Below are 22,338 nucleotides of genomic sequence, written 5' to 3'. Positions count from 1 at the left end.
TTAAAAACAGAAACTTATGCCTATGTCGGGGCGGAGAAGATCAGGCTGACATTGGTTCCGCCAAAACCGAAACTGTTGCTCATAACGGTTTTTAATTTAGCGTCGATCGTTTCACGCAGTATAGGTTGGTCCGCCATTTTGGGATCAATTGTTTCTATATTGGCAGACGCCGCCATGAATCCCTGGCTCAGCATAATTAATGAGTAGATCGCCTCATGCACGCCGGCAGCACCCAGGCTGTGACCGGTTAATGATTTAGTGCTGCTCAGCGGCGGAAGCTTGCCATGGAAAACTTTTTTGCAGGCCTCCAATTCGACATCATCACCCAATGGGGTGCTGGTGGCATGGGTGTTCAGATAATCAATCTGCCCTTTGTATTGCTCCAGTGCATACATCATCGACCGCTGCGAGCCTTCGCCGGAAGGACTCACCATGTCGGCACCATCTGAAGCAGTACCATAACCTGTGAGCTCAGCGATTATATGTGCGTTTCGGCGTTCGGCATGTTCGAGACTTTCCAGCACCAGTACTCCTGCGCCAGAAGCAATCACAAAACCGTCACGGTGCTGGTCATACGCACGGCTGGCTGTTTGTGGTGATTGATTGAATCCGGTGGACATGGCCTGCATGGCATCAAACAGCGCTGATTTTGACCAATGTTCTGATTCTGCGCCTCCGGCAAAGACAATATCCTGTTCTCCCCAGGCAATCATTTGAGCAGCCAGACCAATGCAATGGGCGGATGTTGCACATGCTGAAGAAACGCTGAAATTCAGTCCTGTAATACCAAATCCCGTCGACAGACAGGCTGAAACGGTATTCGTCATGGTCGAAGTTACCCGGTAAGGGCCGACTTTTTTGATGCCTTTGTTTCTGAGAGCATCAGCTGCTTCAACGATATCCTTGGTTGATGCACCACCTGAACCCATGATCAGCCCGGTTCTTGGATGTTTCACCAGGTGTGAATCCAGGCCGCTGTGAGCAATGGCATCTTCCATGGCAACATATGCCAGTTGAGATTCTTCTCCCATAAATCTTTTTAGCTTACGGGGTATATCCTGGGTCCGCTCTGTTTCCGATTTTCCGGCGATTTGCGATCGCATGCCAAGCTCAGCATACTCAGGCATGGAACGGATACCGCTGATTGAGTGTCGTAAATGATGCTCAATTGTTTGGAGATCGTTACCGATTGGTGATACTGCGCCAATACCTGTGATGACAACTCGTCGTGGAAACATATAATTCACTCACATAGTCTCTTAAGGAGACCAAAATATAAACGTCAAGAAAACACAGGTCAACTATGACACGTACTCGTTTTGATCAGTTTCCCTGCTCCATCGCCCAGACACTGAATGTGATTGAAGATCAATGGGCATGGTTGATTATTCGTGATATTCGTATGGGAAATCACCGGTTTACCGGATTACAGCAGGCACTTGGAATCTCCAAAAAAGTCCTCACGGCTCGACTGAATGCATTGCACCAGCATGGTCTGGTCGAACCAATAGAAGCAGGAATTCCTCGCAGTGGTTATCGTTTGACCCAAAAAGGGCAAGAGCTCATGGGAATTATGCAAATGATGATCTCGTGGGGCGACAAATGGTTGTATGGCGGTAGTGGTCCTATAACGTTTACTCATACGTGTGGTAAAACCAGTCACGCGAAAGTCGTATGTGATCAATGTGGCGAAGAAATTTTGCCTGGCAGCATGCAGGTAAGCCCCAGTGATCAGATGCCAGAATCTGACCGAGAAAAATGGTTCCGTTATTTTGATCTTTCCGAAACCTAATAAATCAGAATTCAAAAAAGTTTCTTTTTTGCCGTTATGAGATCAATGCTGTCCGCGAGCATTGCTTGGGCCCTCTGAATAAGAGTACTTTTTTAAAAAATGTTAATAAGAAAAAATACGTTAGGCATAAGTATTTTGTTCATTCGGCCAATATTTTTTGTTGATATAGCGTCAGTAAAACCACAGTCAGATTTGATGTTTTGATATCTGCGAAAGGAAGGTAAATTGATCAGGAAAAAATGGTCAATTTGATGTAACCGTCTGCTAAAACTATTGAATCCGGCGTCTATTGAGTGAATTCTGATAATGTTGTATTGAGGTGTGAATACCTGTAACGAGACGTAATGTAATTGTGTGAGAGAGTTACAGGATTTTGTCTGTGTACATTGACGCACCAAACCGGCGCAGTCGGGGGAAGAAAGACGAAAATCTCACGCCGATTCAGTTTTGATTCAGAAAACGTATGAGAAACGGTTGTTTTTTGTCTTCATGAGCTATAAAAGAGCTTTATAGTTACTATAAAACACTCTATATCAAGAAAGTTAGGGTGGTAGATAAAAATTGCAGGGCCACAATTAAATTGTGGCCCAAAAGATGATTGTTAGTACGAGTGTTTTCAATAATTATTTACTTGAATGTAGCTGAGCGCCTGCGCTGCGCGGACTTGGCAGACTTAGTAAAGATCAGGTACAAAATAGCAATTGAAAATAGAATGACGGTAGACATAAAAATCTCCTCCTGAGGTCGTTAATTATCCTTCCAGGAGATTATAAAATAAAATGCAAAACTGTTCACTCTTGTGAATCTATTGCTCATTCATCCGATTTATAAAAATAACAAATTACTGTATTTGTCTTTTGGCATAAATGACGAACAAAGGAGGATGTATGCAACATTTATTTACTTATGGATCATTGATGTATGACCGTATATGGCGGGAAGTGATTGGCACTACATATGTTTGCCAGCGGGCCTGGCTGGATGGTTATGAACGTTTGGGGGTAATTGATGCTGATTACCCGGTGCTGGTGCCAAACAGCGATAGAACCGGGTTGGAGGGTATGTTAAGGCTGAACGTGTCTGATGAAGATTTTATAAAAATAGATCGTTATGAAAGTGAGTTCTATCGCCGTTTGACAACTCCGGTTTATACGCTCAATTCACTGGGAGAGACTATTCAGGTTCGTAGCAGTCTGTACGCGTTGAATCCTGAATATCACTATATATGTGATGGTCAGGCTTGGGATATCGAGTATTTTGAACAGCTTCGAAGCGTTTCCCGAAAATCTTACTGAATAGTTTCGCGAGTGTGACCCAGCGAGAAGCTGTTGTTTCTAAAATGTGTTCTCCGAAAACTTACATGGCTATTCCTGGTCATAGAGTTTAGTTTGCTGATGACTTTCTATCTTTTCAATTGCTGATGCGCTTAATGCTATTTGTTGTTGCTGCATTGGCCAATCTCAAAATAGAGATATTTTTCCTTCATCAGACAGTTTGTCGGCTCATATTTAGTTGCTGATTATTAAGGGATCGAAATTGCCTCGGACTCATGCCGTACTGGTGTCTGAAACGCCGGGCAAAATAATTGGGGTCCTTAAAGCCGCAGGCATGTGAAATATATTTAATATTGTAACGGCTGAGAGCTAATAACTCTCGTGACTTTTCCAGCCTCAATCTGAGTAAATAAGACGCCGGACTTTCGCCATATAATTGGGTAAACACCTGAGTGAAATAGGGCCGTGAATAGTTGGCGATTTTAGCCAGATCCGACATGCTGATTTCTTGATCCAGATTTTGTTCAATATGCATTTTTACCCTATCCATGGCATCAGGATCTCTGGCGCTGGAATGCTCCATACTGGTGGCATCGAACAGTGCCATAGTCAGTTCGTAAGCTTTGGCAGAAAGGTGTCCTGTTGTGCTGCTGGTTTCGGTCAGGATTTCATGCACAATAAGCTCCATACGTTTTATCACCAGATGGTTGAAGCTTTGAACCGGACCACGATTAAGCAATAAGGAGTCAAACAGCCGGACGATTTCATGGCCGCCCAATGTGACCCAGAAAAACTTCCAGTGAGAGTTATCTCCCAACCAATAACGACTGTTTTGGGGGATTCTCAGCAGCATGGTATGACCTGAAGCAATTTCGTAATACTGATCGTTGATCATCAGATTTCCGGAACCTGACAGTGTGTGTTGGATAATAATAAGATCCGAATTGCCGCGTTTCAGTCCATGCCAGTCATAACTCGGATCCACACAGTATTCATAACCTGCCGCTGCAATAAATGTATTCAGAAGCTCGTGGCTGAAATTGTTTTCGTGTAAGTCAAAACTTCTGACACATGATTCTTTATAAATATCGAAGATAGAAGACAATTTTTGTACCTGCAATTTATTATTTTTGTTATGTAGACCGTGCTCAAACAGCGGGTCATTGCAGATTGTTGATTTCCACTTGCGTTGCGAATACGGCGTTAAAAATTATCCCAAGGAGCGCATTTATGATCTATAAATAGTGCTTTACTGATAATTTTTACCCTGTTTTTGCTGCCTTAGCGGGAAAATCAACTGCCTGCTAGTATGTCTGACGAAACAAGACATTGAGCTTGGTCATGGATAATATAACTATTTTGTTTAAGAACGTTTTCAAGACAAATAGTCCTTATAAAATAGCATTATTGTTATATATATCTGTCTGTATGTCAGAATATTACAAAGTCTGACATAGAGGTTTAACTTTTTGGGCTACATATATGGATGAAATTGCTGCATTGATAAATCAGTAGATTTTTATTTTAATTCTCTATGTACACTGTTGGTTGTGGGGGGTTGATAAAATTAAAACCGAAAGGCCTTCCTGAAACTGAAAAGATAAGTTTTCCTTTAAAAAAACAACTATTAAGGCATCCCCAGATTCCCTTGAGGAGTAATTTGGATGTTCAGCCTTGGGAGAATGTAAATGACAAGTTTGAAATCTCTTGCCGCTGCAGCGGCTATGTCCTTGCTCGTTGCTCTACCTGGTGCCGCGTTCGCTAAAGATAAGGTGGGTATTTCCATGCCAACCAAATCTTCTGCACGCTGGATCTCTGATGGCGAAAGCATGGTTAAGCAATTTGAAGCAGCTGGATACAAAACAGATCTGCAATATGCGGAAGATGATATCCCAACCCAGCTGTCACAAATTGAAAATATGATTGTGAAAGGTATGGATGTCCTGGTTATTGCCTCGATCGATGGCACTACATTGTCTGATGTGTTGCAACAGGCTGCTGACATGGACATCAAAGTTATTGCGTATGACCGTTTGATTCGTGATTCAGGCAACGTCGACTACTATGCAACATTTGATAACTTCCAGGTTGGTGTTCTGCAGGCCAGTTATATCGAAAAAGCACTGGGCCTGAAGAATGGTAAAGGACCATTTAACATCGAACTGTTTGGCGGTTCTCCCGATGATAACAATGCTTACTTCTTCTATAACGGTGCAATGTCGGTGCTGCAGCCATACATTGACAGTGGCAAACTGGTTGTAAAAAGTGGCCAGATGGGAATGGACAAAGTTTCCACACTTCGCTGGGACGGTGCCACTGCCCAAGCCCGTATGGATAACCTGTTGAGCGCCTACTATACAGATGCTCGTGTTGATGCAGTTCTGTCTCCATACGATGGTATTTCCATCGGAATCATCTCCTCTTTGAAAGGTGTTGGATACGGTGGTAAAGATTTGCCGATGCCAATAATCACAGGTCAGGATGCAGAAGTTCGTTCTGTTAAATCCATTTTGGCTGGTGAGCAGACTTCCACAGTTTTCAAAGATACCCGTGAACTTGCCAGAGTAACTGTTGGTATGGTTGACGCGTTATTGAAAGGTGGTACTCCGGAAATTAATGACACCAAAACCTATGACAATGGTGTAAAAATTGTACCTTCTTATCTATTGAAACCCGTCAGTGTTGATAAATCCAATTGGGAAGAAGTACTGATCGGTAGTGGTTATTACACTAAAGATCAGGTTATGTAATGCATATCGATTCCGATGCCTTTTTGGCATCGGAATCTGGTTGGCTTTCATTTGATTATCAATACATTGATTTAGTATTTGGCGTCCGCCAAAGAGAGGTTACTCAATGGATACCATCCTTGAAATGCGCAATATTACCAAGTTGTTTCCTGGTGTTAAGGCGCTTGATGATGTCACGGTTAAAGTGAAGGATGGGGAAATTCATGCCTTAGTTGGTGAGAATGGCGCAGGTAAATCAACCCTCATGAAGGTGTTGAGCGGCGTTTACCCTCATGGCAGCTATACTGGTGAAATTCTGTTTCAGAATCAGGTTCGTTCTTTCAAAACCATTGCCGACAGCGAAAAGCTTGGCATTATTATCATTCATCAAGAATTAGCATTAGTTCCCCTACTTTCCATTGCGGAAAATATATTTTTAGGTAATGAGCAGACACAACACGGCGTAATTGACTGGCCCCATACATTTGCTAAAGCCAGAACCTATCTGCAAAAAGTTGGTTTGTCTGAATCTCCCGAAACCAAGGTAACAAATATTGGCGTTGGCAAGCAGCAGTTGGTTGAAATTGCCAAAGCGTTGTCGAAAGACGTAAAACTTCTGATTCTTGACGAACCCACTGCCAGTCTTAATGAAAAGGACAGCGATGCTCTTCTGGAACTGTTATTGGAGTTCAAGAAGCAGGGAATTACATCGATCCTGATTTCCCACAAGCTGAATGAAATTCGTAAAGTGGCAGATACGATTACGGTTATTCGTGACGGCACCTCAGTGAGCACCCTGGACTGCACTACGCAGGATATCAGTGAGGATAAAATTATTGCTGACATGGTTGGCCGGGATCTATCAGATCGTTTTCCACCTCGTACTCCGAATATTGGTGACACCATTTTTGAAGTTAAGGATTGGAACGTATATCACCAGCAGCATGCTGATCGTCACCTGATCAAAGATGTGAGCTTTCATGTCAAGGCTGGAGAGGTGGTTGGTATTGCTGGCCTGATGGGGGCTGGTCGTACCGAATTGGCGATGAGTATTTTTGGCCGCTCATATGGCCAGAAAATATCCGGTGAAGTATTGCTTCATGGTCAGCCGGTGGATCTCAGTAATATCAGTAAAGCCGTCAAGAATGGTCTGGCCTACGCGACAGAAGACCGGAAAACTTACGGCCTGGTATTAATGGAAGATATCAAGCGTAATATTTCAATGGCCAACATGGAGGGTGTGTCCAGCCATTCGGTTGTCGATGACAATAAAGAGCTGGCCGTGGCTAATGATTATCGAGCCCGGATGAATATCAAAAGTCCAGATGTCTTTCAGAAAACCGGCAATCTTTCCGGTGGTAACCAGCAAAAGGTTGTGCTGTCAAAATGGTTGTATACCACACCGGAAATTTTGATCCTGGATGAACCTACCCGGGGAATTGATGTGGGTGCCAAGTATGAAATCTATGGCATCATTAATGAACTGGCCGCGCAGGGCAAAGGGCTCATTGTGATCTCTTCAGAAATGCCAGAACTGCTAGGTATCAGCGATCGTATTTATGTGATGAATGAAGGTGAAATAGTTGGCGAGCTATCTAAAGAGAATGCGTCTCAGGAAGCTATAATGACTATGATCATCCAATCTGGGAGATAACAAGAATGTCCACACAAACATCTACAGAAGCAGTACCAGTGGAAAAGGTATCTGCCGCGAGGTTCATGAAGAGCAATATCCGTGAATACGGAATGTTGATCGCACTTGTCGTTATTATTGGTTTCTTTCAGATTGTGACGGATGGCGTATTGCTTAAGCCGCTGAATTTAACCAACCTGTTCCTACAGAACAGTTATGTCATCATTATGGCTCTGGGTATGCTGTTAGTGATCGTAGCCGGGCATATTGATTTGTCGGTCGGGTCGGTGGTCGGTTTTATCGGCGCATTGGCTGCAGTCATGATCGTGAATTACGAAATTAACTACTTCGTTACTATTCTGGTTTGTCTGTTTGTCGGTGGTCTGATTGGTGCTGCCCAGGGCTATTGGGTTGCATATTACCGGATACCTGCTTTCATTGTGACATTGGCAGGCATGCTGGTATTTCGTGGACTGACGCTGGCGCTACTTAGTGGCCAGTCTGTAGGACCGTTCCCAAGTGCTTTCCAGAAAATGAGTTCAGGCTTTATTCCTAACTTCCTGTCTGGTGGCCGTTTCCACATGACTTCCATGGTATTGGGAGTGGTCGTGGCATTGTTGATGATCTTTCTAAACATGAGATCTCGCCAGAAGCAGCAGGAACATGGTGTTATCAGCGAACCAATGAGTTTTTTCATTATTCGTAACCTGCTGATTGGTGGAGCCATTGTTTATCTGACGTATTTGATGTCGACTTATAAAGGTTTCCCAAATGTCCTTGTTATTATGGCGATATTGATCTCCGCATATAACTTCTTCACTAATCGTACAATTGCCGGTCGTCGTATTTATGCCTTAGGTGGTAATGAAAAAGCAGCCATGTTGTCAGGTATCAATACCAAACGACTGACCTTCTGGACCTTTGTCAACATGGGGGTACTGGCGGCGTTGGCGGGTATGGTGTTTGCGGCGCGTCTGAACTCTGCAACGCCCAAGGCTGGTGTGGCGTTCGAACTGGATGTGATTGCAGCGGTATTTATCGGTGGGGCATCTACAACAGGTGGTGTTGGCCGTATCATTGGTGCGGTGATTGGTGCATTGATCATGGGAGTGATGAACAACGGTATGTCCATCCTCGGTATCGGCATCGATTGGCAACAGGTTATTAAAGGTCTGGTACTGTTGGGCGCGGTTATCTTCGATATATATAACAAGAAGAAAGCCGGCTGATCAGTTTCTTCCAATACTCATTAACCCGGTGATCGAGTATGTTCACCGGATGAGCTCAAGGTCCGCAACGCGGGCCTTTTTTATGCTTGGGTAGTAATCCCCCCAATTACAATATCCACCATTAGCCGGATGTTCTCAGCCTGATAGTTTTGTTCCCGCTGGTAGACCTGCGGTCGAATCAATATTCTTTGTGCCAGTCCCATGATGGCATTGCTGATTGTCTTGGCGACAGTGGAAGTATCTGTGGAAGGCACGGTCAAATAGCCATTTTCGACACCTTTCGAAATCAACTGAATCAATGGGTCGGAATACGAAAGTTCAACCATCAGTTGTTCGTATTCGCAGTTGTCATAATCCCGGAATGAGAGATCGAACTGTGAAAAGTAATCGACAATTTCCGGATGACTCAGCAGCGTGTCAATGAAGTGATTCAGATAACTCCGTAGTTCAGCAACTGTGCCCTCCATGTTGGCAATGTCAGTACTGAGTAACTCGTGAAAGTCGCCAATCAACACCAGCAATATATCCATTGCCAGCAAATCCTTGTGTGGGTAGTAGTTGTAGAGCGTACGCCGCTCAACTCCCGCCTCATGGGCAATGTTTAGCATGGAGGTATTATTCAGGCCGTTGGTAATAAACAGCTTAAAGGCGGTTTGCAATAGAAAGTTTCGCCGTTGTCGGCGTGTGCGGCTTTCATGCTTGTATTGTTTCGGAAAAAAATCCATCAGTTGCTTCTTTTTTTCTGTGTCAAAACCGTTAATATTATAAATTACACTTAGTGAGTAAATTATAATGTCAACAGTACGGTCAAGGTACTGTACCTGAGGAAGTCTCTATGTTCGATCCTGTAACGATACTTAAACAATTAAATCAAGAAGAAAAAGTTCGGTTGCTGTGCGGTCTTGATGCCTGGCATCTGCATGGCATCGAGCATTTGGGGATTCCTTCCATTACCCTGACCGATGGCCCTCACGGAGTCCGGCTGGCGCAAGGCCAGGGTGTGTTCAACAGTGCAGATGCGACTGTTTTTCCTGTTGAAGCAGCCATGGCTGCTACCTGGAATGTTGGTCTGATCAAAGGATTGGCTAGCGCCATTGGCGAAGAATGTCAGCAGCTGGGGGTTTCAGTATTGTTGGGGCCAGGTGTTAATGGAAAACGCAGTCCACTGGGTGGCCGGAATTTTGAGTATTTTTCTGAAGACCCTTATTTGACCGGAGCCATGGCATCTAAGTTCGTTGAAGGAGTCCAATCGCAAGGGGTTGGAGCCTGTCTAAAACATTTTGCCGGAAATGAGCAGGAAACCAGGCGTTTTCTGATCAACTCAGTAATTGACGAGCGCACGTTGCAGGAGATGTACATCGCGCCATTCGCCAAAGCAATACGTGAATCAAGACCCTGGACAGTTATGGGGGCATATAACAGTGTCAATGGGCAATTTTCCTGTCAAAACTCGCATCTATTGCAGGATATTCTGCGTGATCAGTTAGGGTTTGACGGTTTGGTGATGTCAGATTGGGGCGCTGTAGGGGACAAGGTGGCTTGTCATCAACAAGGGCTTGATCTGGAGATGCCTGGCCCGGCAGATCGGGACCAGCAATTGCTCAATGCTCTGGACAATGGTGAAATGAGTGAAGCGGTTTTGGATAGCCGGGTACTGAAAGTACTGGAGTTGATTCACAAATCCGTAACCCATAAGCGCAGTGTGCAGGTGGATTTTGAACGCCACCACGAGCTGGCTATTGAGGTGGCCTGTGAAAGTGCTGTACTACTTAAAAACTGCGGTAATTTACCGTTGGATAAAAGCCGATCTATCGGGTTGATTGGACAGTTTGCCAAGCATCCTCGCTTCCAGGGAGGTGGCAGTTCCCACATGACTCCAAAACACTTGTCGAATGCCTTTGAAGCATTCTGCAGTCGTGCAGAAGTCAGTTGGGCTATAGGATATGAAGATTTGGAAGTGACTGATGAGACGCTTCGGGAAGCTGTTGCACTGGCGAAACGGGTTGATCAGGTGGTGTTGTTAACAGGCACTACGGACGCATTGGAAAGTGAAGGGTTTGACCGGTCAAATATGCGTCTTCCGGAAGCGCATATTGAATTGCTCAAGGCGGTGTATCAAGCCAATTCGAATGTTGTTGTGGTCATGTATGCCGGTTCGGCTATGGAAACCCGCCAGATTGACGATTATGCACCTTCTTTAATGCATGCTTGGTTACCAGGAGAAGGAGGCGGTGAAGCTCTAGCGAGACTATTGTTTGGAGAGGTCTCACCATCCGGAAAATTGTCAGAAACATTTCCTATTCGTCTGGAACATAATCCCACGTATGAAAGTTTTCCGGGCAACAAAGTCGACACTATCTACAACGAAGGCATATTTACCGGATATCGTTACTATGATACCAAAAAGTTGCCAGTACAGTATCCGTTTGGGTACGGGTTGAGTTACACCTCGTTTGCCTATAGCGATTTATCATATGAGGCATCCAGCCGGGAAGTGACAGTGAACGTGACCAACATTGGTGATGTGGCAGGTGCAGAAGTTGTCCAGGTTTACATCCATGATGAGTACAGTACGTTACGACGTCCGGATCAGGAGCTGAAAGGCTTCGCCAAAGTTATGTTGCAGCCAGGGGAAACTCAGCGTGTATCGATTACTCTTGATGAACAGGCATTTGCCTACTTTATCACGCATCTTCAGCGCTTTGCAGAAGAAAGCGGACGCTTTGAAATAAGGGTTGGCTCGTCTTCAAGAGACATACATGAATCTTTGTGGATTGAACTGGAATCTGACATCGAATGCCGTGAAATGCCGACCCTCAATGATACGGTAGAGGACTGGTTGCAGGACGATCGGACCCGGCCGATATTGGAAGAGGTATTTGCTCAGGTGGGATTCACCACTGATCATTCTTTTTATGGTTTAACGTTGGGTTTTCCCATGACACTGCTAAAAAAATTCATACCGATGATGGGGTTGACTGAACAACAGTCTGAATATTTGATAGACAAACTGGGGCTTGAGTAATCCGGCCGGTTCCGACAAAGCCTTTTGAAGCATATCGCTGAACGATTTTCGTTATCGGACATAAATGATGCTTCTATTTCGGAGGCCCGGGCAATGGCACGTATTGTCCGGGCCGGCTGGAGCTTAGGACGTTACTTTGAACTGTTTTACCAGACTTTCGAGTTTCAGGATCATATTATTGAGGTCATCTATGGCTGCCACTGCGGAATGTCCCCCCTCTACCGCCTGATCATTGATAGATTTGATGTGGCTGATACTGCCACTGATGCTGTCTGCAACAGAGCTTTGTTCTTCTACGGCGCTGGCGATGTTGGTATTCAAGTCGCGAATCCCTGTCATTGATTGCATAATTTCCTCAAATGCGTGACGGGCCTGTTCCGACAGTTCGACCATGGTGGCTGCCTCTTCAGTACTGCTGGCGATGGCGTTAACCGCTTCGGAGGCGCCTTTTTGCAGCTCCTGAACCACACTTTGGATCTCTGCGGTGGATTGTTGAGTGCGACCAGCGAGGGTCCGTACTTCATCGGCCACTACCGCGAAACCGCGACCCTGTTCGCCCGCTCGAGCTGCCTCAATAGCGGCATTCAGAGCCAATAAATTTGTCTGCTCAGCAATGGAGCCGATCATTTCCAGGATTTTGCCGATGGAAGTGCTGTTTTTATTAAGGGTATTAATAACTTCAGACGCATGAGAAATTTTCTGTTCCATCGAACTAACGGAGGTTGAAGATTTCTCCATGACCACCAGACTTTGCTGTCCGGTATTAAATGTTGCCTGCGACTGATGATCCGCTTCCGCGGCATGGCTGGCCACCTCCTGAAAAGATGCAGCCATTTCGGTAATGGAAGTACTGACCATATCTGTTTGTAGGTTTTGATCTTCCATATCCTTCTGGTTCTGGGAGCTGGTGGTTTTCAGAACAGAGGAAGACTGGCTCAGTGAGGAAGCAATTTCCCGGAGGTTCACTACAATATCGTGAATCTTCGAAACGAACTGATTAAATGCCTGTGACAGATCGCCAATTTCATCCTGTCTGTTTTCATCAAGCCGGGCGGTCAAATCACCGTCTCCATTAGCAATGTCCTGCAGAGTAAGAACGGTATGATTGATTGGTTTGACCAGCATTTTTGAAAATATAAAGCCGATCACCAGACTTATCACGATTACCAGAATAGCGATCAATATCGAGATAAATATCAGGTCTGACTTGACCCGGGCAACGGCACCAAAAGCCTCTTTGCTGTTCATTTCCCCAATAACCATCCAGCGTTGGTTGAAAAACTCGATTGGACGGTAGGCGATCAGCTTTTCGAGCCCGTTGGGAAGCTTAACGATGCTGGAACCTGTAGAACCGGAGAGGTTGGAAATATCGATCTTCTCCAGTCCAATATTGCTTTTCCGCGCTTCTATTGTCTTCAGCGTTGCCGGGTCGGTTCCGTTTTCCGACAGTGTTTTTATAAAGTCATTGAAATTCTCGATAATACCTCTGCGCATCGTACGGGTCAGGTTGTCGGGACCTACCATGACGACCTCACCCGTATTACCGAGCCCGGCACCTTTCCAGTTGTGCTCAAATGTTACCAGACTGTTGATATGGTCCGTGGAAAGTTGGAATGCCAGAATACCTTCGAGTTCTTGCTTATCATTGACTAACTGAGTGGCAATAAACGAACTGGGTAAATTCAGGTTTGGCACGTAGGGCACAAAGTCAGCGAAATAGACTTGACCCGGGTTGCCGGAAACTGCCTGATTCACTGCTTGAGCCAGTGGGCTGTTTTTAAACGGACCAGTGAACAGGGAAGTACCATAATCAATTTTCTTTTCTACAGAGTAAACAATGTAACCGTTTTCTGGGTTGATCAAGTAGATATCATCAAAATCGAATCGTTCTTTATAGCCGCGGAAATTGTGATGAAATTTAAGATGCGCGCGGGTATAGGACATGCCATCGCCCGAGTCGTCCATGGCTTCTTTGTCATTGAGGGGATTAGGGTTGTTGGCAATGTATTGAGCATGTACTGCGAATGTCTCATCTGCAAAAGACGATATCAGAGCATTAAGGTCCAGCGGGCTATTGGGATTAAGCTGGTTATAAGCATTAGTGAACGTATTTCGATAAAAATCTTCTGCCCGCTCTTTGAGTAACTCCGGACTTTGCTTACGTGCCATCAATGGTCCATAAGAGGTGAAGCTCGACTTCAGGTTGTTCATGGCTTTCAGAACATTGCTGTCTTGTGAATAGCTCAATATTTGGTCAGAACTGGCCTTCGTGAAGTTCTTGAGCATGCGCGAAGCACTATTTTGAGACAGGTTCATTTGTTGCAGCCTGGCTTCCCGCAAACCATCGTCAATACGGGCGATTGCACTCCAGCCGATGATAGCCGCCGCACTAATAACCGCGATGGTGGACAAGCCTGCCAGCGCAATCGTCAATTTGTTACCAATTCTCATTTGAAAGTTCCGATTATAATTCTTTTTGGCATATTAATAACTTTAGTCCGGAATAGTAAATTGGCAATTATCTGACTGTTATTTCATGACATGAAACAAGGATAATTGACGTTTAAGTTAGCTTATTAATTGCTCTAATTTGCCTATCGGCCCAACGGGCCCAAAATTGAGGGATATAAGGACTTATTGTTGGAAAGTAAACACTCCCGACCAGCTTTGCCAAGCTGAGTACGCGCTCTGTCTGCCAGAGAACTGATGTTGAAAATATTTCTTTCTTAGTTACATGCTACACCAGATGGCGTAGTACCAATAATCGAAAGACAGATCTACACCGTATGGTATTTCGTCCAATCAGTATGATATTAACAGTTGTCAGAAAGTGCACTCACGAGACTCACGTACACGAAGTTAGGGGGTGACATGCCTGGGTGCCTGTAGGCTTCAGAATAAGCGTAGCCCGGAAATCACTGGCTGCAAGCTCCATCATGGTGTAAAGGTCTGGGTTCAGGAAAAACAGAAAGAAGCAATTACCTCGGAACCTCTGAAAATAGCCTGTTTGCGCAGGATGTTGTCAGCTCCTTCCGAAGCCAGGCCCCTCTCTAATCCTCATTTTCGTCAGTAAACAGTGGTTTTTCGAGCGGCCCCTCCTAAACTATTCCTATTTTTCAGAGATCCTCCTAACTGACGAGCATGCAGGTGGTTAGCTGCGACCTGAAAAATGTCGTTCGTTCACTGTTAACCTTCTCCAGGATTACACTAAAGAGTTTGGAGGAGCAAAGGAGGATGTCCCTGACAAGAAGTCATCGATAATTACTAGGTTTTGATGGTTTCTTATTTGTCTGGTATCAATAATGCTTTTCGGTCTCAACAGGATAGCTATTTTAAAGTGCTTTGTGTGTATCTTGGGAACCTCTGAAAAATAGGCCGTTCTTCAGAGGTTCCCTTGTCAGTTGACCGCTAACCTGGCATACGTATTAACGTATTCCTTACGGGAGACAGCGTCTGTCTCCCATGCTTTCAGATCAGTAACGCTCAGGGCCCTCGGGCTTGTTACTGAGAATTTGCTCTATATTTTCCATGACATCAGGTGTCAGTAGAGGCAGAACATCCAGTGCCTGAAGGTTTTCCTGCAGCTGGTTCAGCTTTGACGCGCCTAAAATGGCACTGCTCACATTGGGGTTCATTAAAGTCCAGGCAATGGCAAGATTGGCCATGCTGACATTTAACTCACTGGCAAGGTGCATCAGTTGCCGCACTTTGTCTGCAGTACCATCGTCCTTTAATAGCTGGTTACGTAGATTTTCATAGCCTTCAAGGCTGAGACGACTGTTCTCTGGAATACCATCGACGTATTTTCCAGTCAGAATGCCAGATCTCAGAGGGGAAAATATTGTGGTACCCATACCAAAGTTTTCGTAGAGGGGTAGATATTCTTGTTCAAAGCGTTGCCGGGACAGCATATTGTACTGCGGCTGCTCCATAGTTGGCGGGGTAAGGTTTTCTCTTTCCGCAATCAAATGGGCTTCAGTAATCTGCTGTGAACTCCACTCTGAGGTACCCCAGTAAAGAACTTTGCCCTGGCGTACGAGATTATCCATGGCTCTGACTGTCTCTGATATTGGTGTATCGATGTCTGGACGATGGCAAAAATACAAATCCAGATAGTCAACTTTAAGCCGGGTCAATGCCGCATCGCAGGCATCTCTTACATGCTTGGCAGACAGTCCTTTTTGTGTGGGCAGTGAGCCACCCCAGAAAACCTTGGAGGAAACAATATATGAACTTCTTGGAAAACCGAGAGCTGAAATGGCATCTCCCATAATTTTCTCAGAGGCACCTGCCATATATCCTTCAGCATTGTCAAAAAAGTTAACACCAGCATCGTAAGCCGATTTGATTAACACTTTGGCAATATTGATATCAACCTGTTTACCAAAAGTAACCCAGGAGCCGAAAGACAGGGCTGAAACTTTCAAACCGGATTTACCTAGTCTTCTGTATTGCATTGTCAATCCTCTTTATAGAAGGAAAAAAACTATTAGTACGGATAGGATTGAAGGTAGCCAATTGTTAGCAGAGGTAACAAATTGCCGTGTCTAATACTTTTTGGCAGGACACACAGGCTACTCATAAAATCCGTGACAATACCATGATCACGATATCGTGATCATTGGCATAGGGTGTTTATTAACGGAGTGTTATATTGAACCCCTTACATGAGGACGAACTTGGGTTTGGTAAAACTCTGCCAGTTTCTGGTGTAGATCGTCACCCAATGGTGGTAGTGATGAAACCTCAGCATTTGCTCTGATCTGTTCCCCACGGCTTGCTCCGGTAATGACCGAAGAAACAGCTGGGTGATCCAGCAGCCAGCGCAATGCCATCTGAGCAAGCGTCATGTTTTCAGGTAAAAACTGTTTCAGCTCTTCGGCTAATTCGACACCTTTATTGAAGGGCAGCCCCGAAAAGGTTTCGCCGACATTGAACGCTTCTCCATCTTTATTAAAATTGCGGTGATCTTCGGTTGGAAATACAGTATTTGCAGACATCTTCCCGCTTAATAGACCGCTGGCCAGTCCCAACCGTACAATGATGCCAACATTGGCATCCTGGGCATGAGTCAGCAGTTCCTGATTCGGATCCTGGCGAAACAGGTTGAAAATGATCTGTAGGGTGGCAACATTCGCATGGTTAATGCAGTACAGAGCCTCTTCGACAGTTTCGACACTGGCACCGTAATATTTTATCAATCCTTCCTGTTGGAACTCTTGCAGCCATTCAAAAACGTCACCACGCTTGAGTTCATCAAATGGAATGCAGTGTAGTTGCAGTAGATCGAGCGCATCAACCTGTAACCGTTCCCGGGACTGTTCAATAGCTGTCTTCAGGCGATCACGCTGGTAATGATCGGGATATAACTCTGCAGTTCTACCTGCCTTGGTGACGATAACTCTGTCAGGATTTGGATGCTGTTGATTGAACTTGCCAATGTAGACTTCGCTGTCACCTGCACCATATACATCCGCAGTATCCCAGAATGTTACGCCGGACTCTTGGGCGGCTGACAAAATGTCTTCAGCTTGTCCTGACTTGAGGGCGCCCCAGTCGCCTCCCAGTTGCCAGCAGCCGAGTCCTATTTCTGAAACACTGAAACCGGTTTTGCCGAGAAATCTCTGTTTAACCATTAATATGCTCTCCTGTAAGGTAGCTGGAAGTGTGCGGTATTATGCTGCGATATTTATGAAGATTGTTAACATTAACGGCAATTTTGCCAAAAACAAGGGATCTATTGCCCGGGCAACCAAATTTTCGATGCTGGGTAGTTTTAAGGTTGGCCAGCAAGGGCTGCTAGCGACAGTAAATTGGGATGTTGGGCGCTTTTTTGTCTTTTTTATGTCGGCTTTATAGAGTTTGGGCTTTGGATATTGTGTAAAACAACAAAATTAAGCGAACCCGCTACAGCCAGGTATTCGCTTAAAGTCGTTAACTGCCCAATGAAAAACACTAATCATGCTAATTGATGATTTTAATTAGGCCTCAGCTTCTTCTACATAAAAGGCATCAACAACGTCATAGTAACCGGGTAGTACTTTTTCCAATAATTTACTGCCTTTTGCCTTAAGTTGAACAATTTTTGAACGACCGTCATTCGGATCTGGTGTGATTTTAACCAGTCCGGCTGCTTCCATGCTTTTCAGAGTGTTGGATACGATTGGTTTGGATATATCCATTTGTTCAACAATATCTTTGGCTCTCAAACGTTTTTTGTCGTTGGCATTGGACAATACCAACATGATCAGAAAACGAGTCTGAGACAAATCAAAACTTTGAAAGTAGTTTTCAATTTCTCTCAACAACAAGCTCGCTTCGCGAAGCATGCCTAATGCATAGTCCATATTTCCAACATCTTTTTTAGGAAACCTTAATTGGTAGTCCTCAAGAAGCTTTTCAGATGGCGATTCTTTTAGGAAAAACAAGTTTCTAACTCCTGAGTTGGTTAATGAAATAATGAACGGGCCAATCATACATTCATTTATCTAATTAACAATTTTATTTATGAAAAAAAATTGCAATTGAGATAATGCTGTAATTGCTTGTGTAAAGATAAATCTTAAGCCTTGGATATTTTAGGACTGTCTATTTAAAAATATCATGGGCGTACAAGCGACCCTTATACAGTATGTAATTTTTCCTCAACACATAAATGATATTTTTTGATGACCTATAACATCTCGTATTGGTTCATATTAGAAATATTTATGTAACCTCTTTCAGGAATCCAAGCCCGAGGCGGCAAAAGTTAGCCTTCTTGGGGATGTATTCTATTTAAAAAGGTTGTAATGCCCATAAATGCTTATCATTCCTGCTGCCCGAAAGGGGGGGGGGAATATAATCTATAGTTTGTTAATGAAAATAGTTTTTTACATTTTGTAATAAAAAACCACCTTGTCCGCCAGAGTATCGTTTTTGCTTTCCGTAACATGTGTCTGTATCTAGTCACGGTATTATACCGTTTACCGGAAGGAGGCCCCTTTTGGGTATATCACCTAAGACATTTTTACCAGATCACCTGGATTGTGATCGTTTCAGATATTTATTTGTCGGTGCTGTGCCGAAAAATTTGAAACAGAATAAATAATAACCGGGAGTCCGGGACATTGAGCCGAAGGCCTAAAAACGAATGTTCTTCAATATTGAAACTCATCCTTTTGGATGATGGTAATTATGATAAACAAAAAGTATTTTCTCATAATTTTTCTTTTTTACTGTTATGGCTGTATGGCAGTTATCTTGCTTGGCATTTTTTGAGTATTGTGATCGTCCTGCGGACATTTACCTCATATCCGGCAGACGATAAATCCTCGCGTTTTTATGACGCATCTTTTCTGTCCTAAGAATCGATTCAGTGCGTTGGATTATTGCTCAAACAGAGTTAGCCAAGTGTTGTGATACAAATTAGAAGGTAGTGATGAAGATGTCCCTCAATATAAAATTTAATTATTTACTGATTGGTTCAATGGTGATTGCACTTGTGGGTTACGTGCTTCAGGTTGTTCTGTCATCTGTTTCTCTGCTGGCGGTCAATGATAATTATCATCAGATTAACCGGATGAATGCTTTTGTACGTGATATTGGCAGTATTGAGAACGGCCTTTTGTCCCTGGAAACTCAGTTGCAGCGTTTAAGTCAAGAAAACCTGACGCACTTTGAGCAATCGCTGGAAGAGAGCGAGCAAGTGGTCAAACAGGTCAAGGAAGAAGCTTCAGCGTCTAATCAGAATATCGAGGAGCTCATACAACACGTTGAAACTTATAACCAGTTGTTAAAGCAGAGACTGGAACTGATACGTGGCATCGGTTTTGTCGGTCAATTTGGGCTGCTGCAGGAGCTCAGTCAGATGGAGAAAGAAATCAACAGTGCCTCTGTGCTTGACTTTACCTTTATAAAGTCTGCCAGATTAGGGTTGATCGATGCTCAAAGTGCATTTCTGCAATCTCCCAGTCAGGAAAACTCCGAAAACCTGAGCAAGGCTTATGAACGTCTTAAAAAAAAGTTGATCTCCCTAACCATGTGGGATCAGGCAGAGGATCTGATGATCCGCTATAAGAATGCGTTCGACTCATTGAGTCAGTCATACCTGCAAAATAATGTGCTCAAACAACAAAGCGACCAAGTGTACCAGCAAATTACAGTCCTACTGGCTGGTCTGAACGATCGAGTTGGTATGCAGATGGGCAAATTGGAGCAGGGGGCCGATGCTTATACCCACAATATACTGGTTGTGCTGTCGGCCCTGACGATACTGATTACAGTTGTTGTGTGTGGCATTTTATGGATGGTTATCCGCAACATCATTCATTCCCTTAGAAATTCTCAGCAGGCGCTGTCTTTTCTTGAGCAGGGCGACTTGACCCATCGCCAATCATTCAATCACAAACGTAATGATGCTATTGATCGATTGACAAATTCCATGAATAGCATGGCCGAAAAACTGTCCTCCGTTGTGAATAAAGTCAAACTGACCAGTGTCGATCTCAATGACGTGCTGATGACAATCAATGAACAGGTTAACCGCTCATCGCAGGCCAATCACGACATTATGAGCAGGACTAATTCATTGGCGACAGCAACGGACGAAATCAGTGCCACGATGCGAGATATCTCGTCCAGTACTGAAGCGGTCAATGACAGTACGGTGGCAGTCGCAAATGAGACTCGTCAGGGAGCCCAGATGGTGATGGAGGTCTCCGGTCATGTAACACAGACATTATCCGCAGTAGCGGAGATAAAGGCATCGATAGAAATGTTGTCAGTCCGGTCTCAGGAGATCGATACCGTTATCGAAGTGATTAATAATCTGGCTAACCAGACCAATTTGCTGGCATTGAATGCAGCGATTGAGGCGGCAAGAGCGGGCGAGGCAGGTCGCGGATTTTCTGTTGTGGCCGATGAAGTCAGAGCGTTGGCTGAAAGTACAGTAGAAGCAACTGCCAGGATTACCAGTACCATTCGTGCTTTCCAACAGGAGGCAGTAAGAGTCAGTGATGCTGTCGCCCACGGAGAAGAGTCTCTGCAACTTATGCGGCAAAGCAGTGATAATGCATTATCCGGAATACAGAACATCGAAATGATCGTGAATCAAAACTCTGCTGCCACAGAGCAAATGAGTGTTGCTATTACTGAAATTGCGCAAACCATCAATACTATGTCCCGAGATTCTGAGACGATAGCCAGAATGCTGACTGAGAGCTCTGAGTCATTTGGGCAGTTGGTGACCATGGGGCAGACCGTTGAAGGGAAGTCCGTACTTTTGAATGATCTGACCCGGCAGTTTAAAACCGCCGGATGATGATGACAAACGCCGTAACCAGATCCACATGGCTTTGGTTACGGTGAATGGGTTGGGATCAGGCGGTTATCTTGGCAAGTAATTGATCAAAATAGTCCATACCTTCCTGAATGGTGTCGTCGTTGATTGTCAATGGCGGCAGAAAACGAATGACGTTGCCATAGAATCCACATGACAACAGGATCAGATTATGGGCTGCAGCATGGGCGACCACTTGCTGGGTCAGTTCGCTGTTTGGTTGGTCATGGTCACCGTTTTTGACAAACTCGATGGCGATCATTGCGCCTTTGATTCGGATGTCACCGACCAGATCGGGATATTTTGACTTAATCTGCTCCAGTCGTTTTCCAAAAATTTCGCCGATAGTCAGAGCCCTGGTTGCCAGTTTTTCTTCTTCAATCACCTCCAGCACTGCCAGAGCGGCGGCACAGGCTACCGGCGAACCACCATAGGTCCCACCAAGCCCGCCCGGCATAGGCGCATCCATAATTGTAGTCTTACCTACAACGGCTGCGAGCGGATAACCACCGGCAATACCTTTCGCCATGGTAACCAAGTCAGGCTCGATATCATAATATTCAGAACAGAACAGCTTGCCGGTACGGGCAAAGCCAGTTTGGATTTCATCGGCGATCAGAACGATGCCATGTTCGTCGCAAAAGTGACGGAGAAATTGCATTAGCTCCGCCGGGGCATGATAAAAACCACCTTCTCCCTGTATGGGCTCGATAATAATTGCGGCGATATCCTCAACGGCTATCGAGGCTTTGGTCAGTTTGGTCAGTGCCTTAATGGTATCGCTGACACTGACTCCATGAATATCCATTGGAAAAGGCAGATGGTATATGTCGCCGGGGAATGGTCCGAAACTATGTTTATAGGGTAGTACCTTACCAGTTAACGCCATGGTCATATTCGTCCGGCCATGAAAGCCACCGGTAAATGCCAGTACTCCCCTGCGTCCGGTGTGAGCGCGGGCGATTTTAATGGCATTCTCCACGGCTTCAGCGCCAGTATTGACCAGAATGCTTTTCTTCTCACTCTGACCAGGTGCCAGGTTATTCAGTTTTTCTGCAAGTACCACCGCATGTTCATAAGAGTTTACCATCAGACAGGTGTGAGAAAAGTTCTCAACCTGTTGTTTGACTGCAGACACAATTTTAGGATGACTGTGTCCGGTGTTACAGACGGCAATTCCACTGCCAAAGTCAATATAACGATTCCCTTCTACATCCCAGACTTCAGAGTTTTTCGCTTTCGCCACAAAAGCTGAATAAACATTTCCCATCCCTCTGGCAAATGCATTATCTCTTCTTGCCTGAATGGAAGCGTTGGTTTTGGTACTCATATTCATG

The 22,338-nt window shown here is 44.7% G+C and carries 15 protein-coding genes; 7 read left to right on the top strand and 8 right to left on the bottom strand.

The features are described from left to right. Positions 1-20 precede the first annotated feature (20 nt). Positions 21-1,238, bottom strand: a complete 1,218-nt coding sequence (locus ACQY6I_RS23580; RefSeq protein WP_428244063.1) for a beta-ketoacyl synthase N-terminal-like domain-containing protein — start codon at positions 1,236-1,238, stop codon at positions 21-23. 65 nt (positions 1,239-1,303) lie between these two features. On the opposite strand from ACQY6I_RS23580, the gene ACQY6I_RS23575 reads away from it, so the two are divergent. After that, on the top strand, positions 1,304-1,792 hold the full coding sequence (locus ACQY6I_RS23575) for a winged helix-turn-helix transcriptional regulator (protein WP_428244062.1): 489 nt from the start codon (positions 1,304-1,306) through the stop codon (positions 1,790-1,792). An 887-nt stretch (positions 1,793-2,679) separates the two neighbouring features. Continuing rightward, positions 2,680-3,087 (top strand): gamma-glutamylcyclotransferase family protein, encoded by a 408-nt coding sequence (locus tag ACQY6I_RS23570; protein WP_428244061.1) that lies wholly within the window; start codon positions 2,680-2,682, stop codon positions 3,085-3,087. Between the two features lie 190 nt (positions 3,088-3,277). Here ACQY6I_RS23570 and ACQY6I_RS23565 read toward each other — a convergent pair whose 3' ends face one another. Next, positions 3,278-4,171, bottom strand: a complete 894-nt coding sequence (locus ACQY6I_RS23565) for an AraC family transcriptional regulator (protein ID WP_428244060.1) — start codon at positions 4,169-4,171, stop codon at positions 3,278-3,280. 583 nt (positions 4,172-4,754) lie between these two features. Between ACQY6I_RS23565 and chvE the strand changes: the two genes are divergently transcribed. The 3 genes from chvE to mmsB all read left to right on the top strand — a co-directional run bounded on the left by chvE (position 4,755) and on the right by mmsB (position 8,657). Then, the gene (gene chvE / locus ACQY6I_RS23560) at positions 4,755-5,816 is read left to right on the top strand and encodes a multiple monosaccharide ABC transporter substrate-binding protein (protein WP_428244059.1); all 1,062 of its coding nucleotides are present in this window, start codon (positions 4,755-4,757) and stop codon (positions 5,814-5,816) included. A gap of 106 nt (positions 5,817-5,922) precedes the next feature. Further along, positions 5,923-7,449, top strand: a complete 1,527-nt coding sequence (gene mmsA, locus ACQY6I_RS23555; RefSeq protein WP_428244057.1) for a multiple monosaccharide ABC transporter ATP-binding protein — start codon at positions 5,923-5,925, stop codon at positions 7,447-7,449. A 5-nt stretch (positions 7,450-7,454) separates the two neighbouring features. Continuing rightward, positions 7,455-8,657 carry a multiple monosaccharide ABC transporter permease gene (gene mmsB / locus ACQY6I_RS23550; RefSeq protein WP_428244056.1) on the top strand — a complete coding sequence of 401 codons (1,203 nt, stop codon included), beginning with the start codon at positions 7,455-7,457 and terminating at the stop codon, positions 8,655-8,657. An 80-nt stretch (positions 8,658-8,737) separates the two neighbouring features. On the opposite strand, the gene ACQY6I_RS23545 is transcribed toward mmsB, so the two are convergent. Further along, the gene (locus ACQY6I_RS23545; RefSeq protein ID WP_428244055.1) at positions 8,738-9,382 is read right to left on the bottom strand and encodes a TetR/AcrR family transcriptional regulator; all 645 of its coding nucleotides are present in this window, start codon (positions 9,380-9,382) and stop codon (positions 8,738-8,740) included. A 110-nt stretch (positions 9,383-9,492) separates the two neighbouring features. On the opposite strand from ACQY6I_RS23545, the gene ACQY6I_RS23540 reads away from it, so the two are divergent. Further along, positions 9,493-11,682, top strand: a complete 2,190-nt coding sequence (locus tag ACQY6I_RS23540; RefSeq protein ID WP_428244054.1) for a glycoside hydrolase family 3 C-terminal domain-containing protein — start codon at positions 9,493-9,495, stop codon at positions 11,680-11,682. Between the two features lie 123 nt (positions 11,683-11,805). Here ACQY6I_RS23540 and ACQY6I_RS23535 read toward each other — a convergent pair whose 3' ends face one another. The 4 genes from ACQY6I_RS23535 to ACQY6I_RS23520 form a co-directional block, all read right to left on the bottom strand. Further along, positions 11,806-14,133 carry a methyl-accepting chemotaxis protein gene (locus ACQY6I_RS23535; protein ID WP_428244053.1) on the bottom strand — a complete coding sequence of 776 codons (2,328 nt, stop codon included), beginning with the start codon at positions 14,131-14,133 and terminating at the stop codon, positions 11,806-11,808. A 1,022-nt stretch (positions 14,134-15,155) separates the two neighbouring features. Beyond that, positions 15,156-16,139: a potassium channel beta subunit family protein gene (locus ACQY6I_RS23530; RefSeq protein ID WP_428244052.1), complete on the bottom strand. Its 984-nt coding sequence runs from the start codon at positions 16,137-16,139 to the stop codon at positions 15,156-15,158. 192 nt (positions 16,140-16,331) lie between these two features. After that, entirely contained in the window at positions 16,332-17,318 is a 987-nt protein-coding gene (locus tag ACQY6I_RS23525) for an aldo/keto reductase (RefSeq protein ID WP_428244051.1), read from the bottom strand. A 345-nt stretch (positions 17,319-17,663) separates the two neighbouring features. Continuing rightward, entirely contained in the window at positions 17,664-18,158 is a 495-nt protein-coding gene (locus tag ACQY6I_RS23520; protein ID WP_428244050.1) for a MarR family winged helix-turn-helix transcriptional regulator, read from the bottom strand. Between the two features lie 950 nt (positions 18,159-19,108). Between ACQY6I_RS23520 and ACQY6I_RS23515 the strand changes: the two genes are divergently transcribed. Then, a complete protein-coding gene (locus ACQY6I_RS23515) occupies positions 19,109-20,983 on the top strand; it encodes a methyl-accepting chemotaxis protein (protein ID WP_428244048.1) in 1,875 nt (624 codons plus the stop codon). Positions 20,984-21,041: 58 nt separating this feature from the next. Here the strand turns inward: ACQY6I_RS23515 and gabT are convergent, their stop codons facing one another. Next, on the bottom strand, positions 21,042-22,337 hold the full coding sequence (gene gabT, locus ACQY6I_RS23510; protein ID WP_428244047.1) for a 4-aminobutyrate--2-oxoglutarate transaminase: 1,296 nt from the start codon (positions 22,335-22,337) through the stop codon (positions 21,042-21,044). Between the last annotated feature and the right edge of the window lies 1 nt (position 22,338).

Source organism: Gynuella sp. (assembly GCF_050297175.1).
Classification (GTDB): Bacteria; Pseudomonadota; Gammaproteobacteria; order Pseudomonadales; family Natronospirillaceae; genus Gynuella.
Note: the sequence above shows the minus strand (reverse complement) of the source record. Positions and strands in the feature narration are given on the sequence as shown.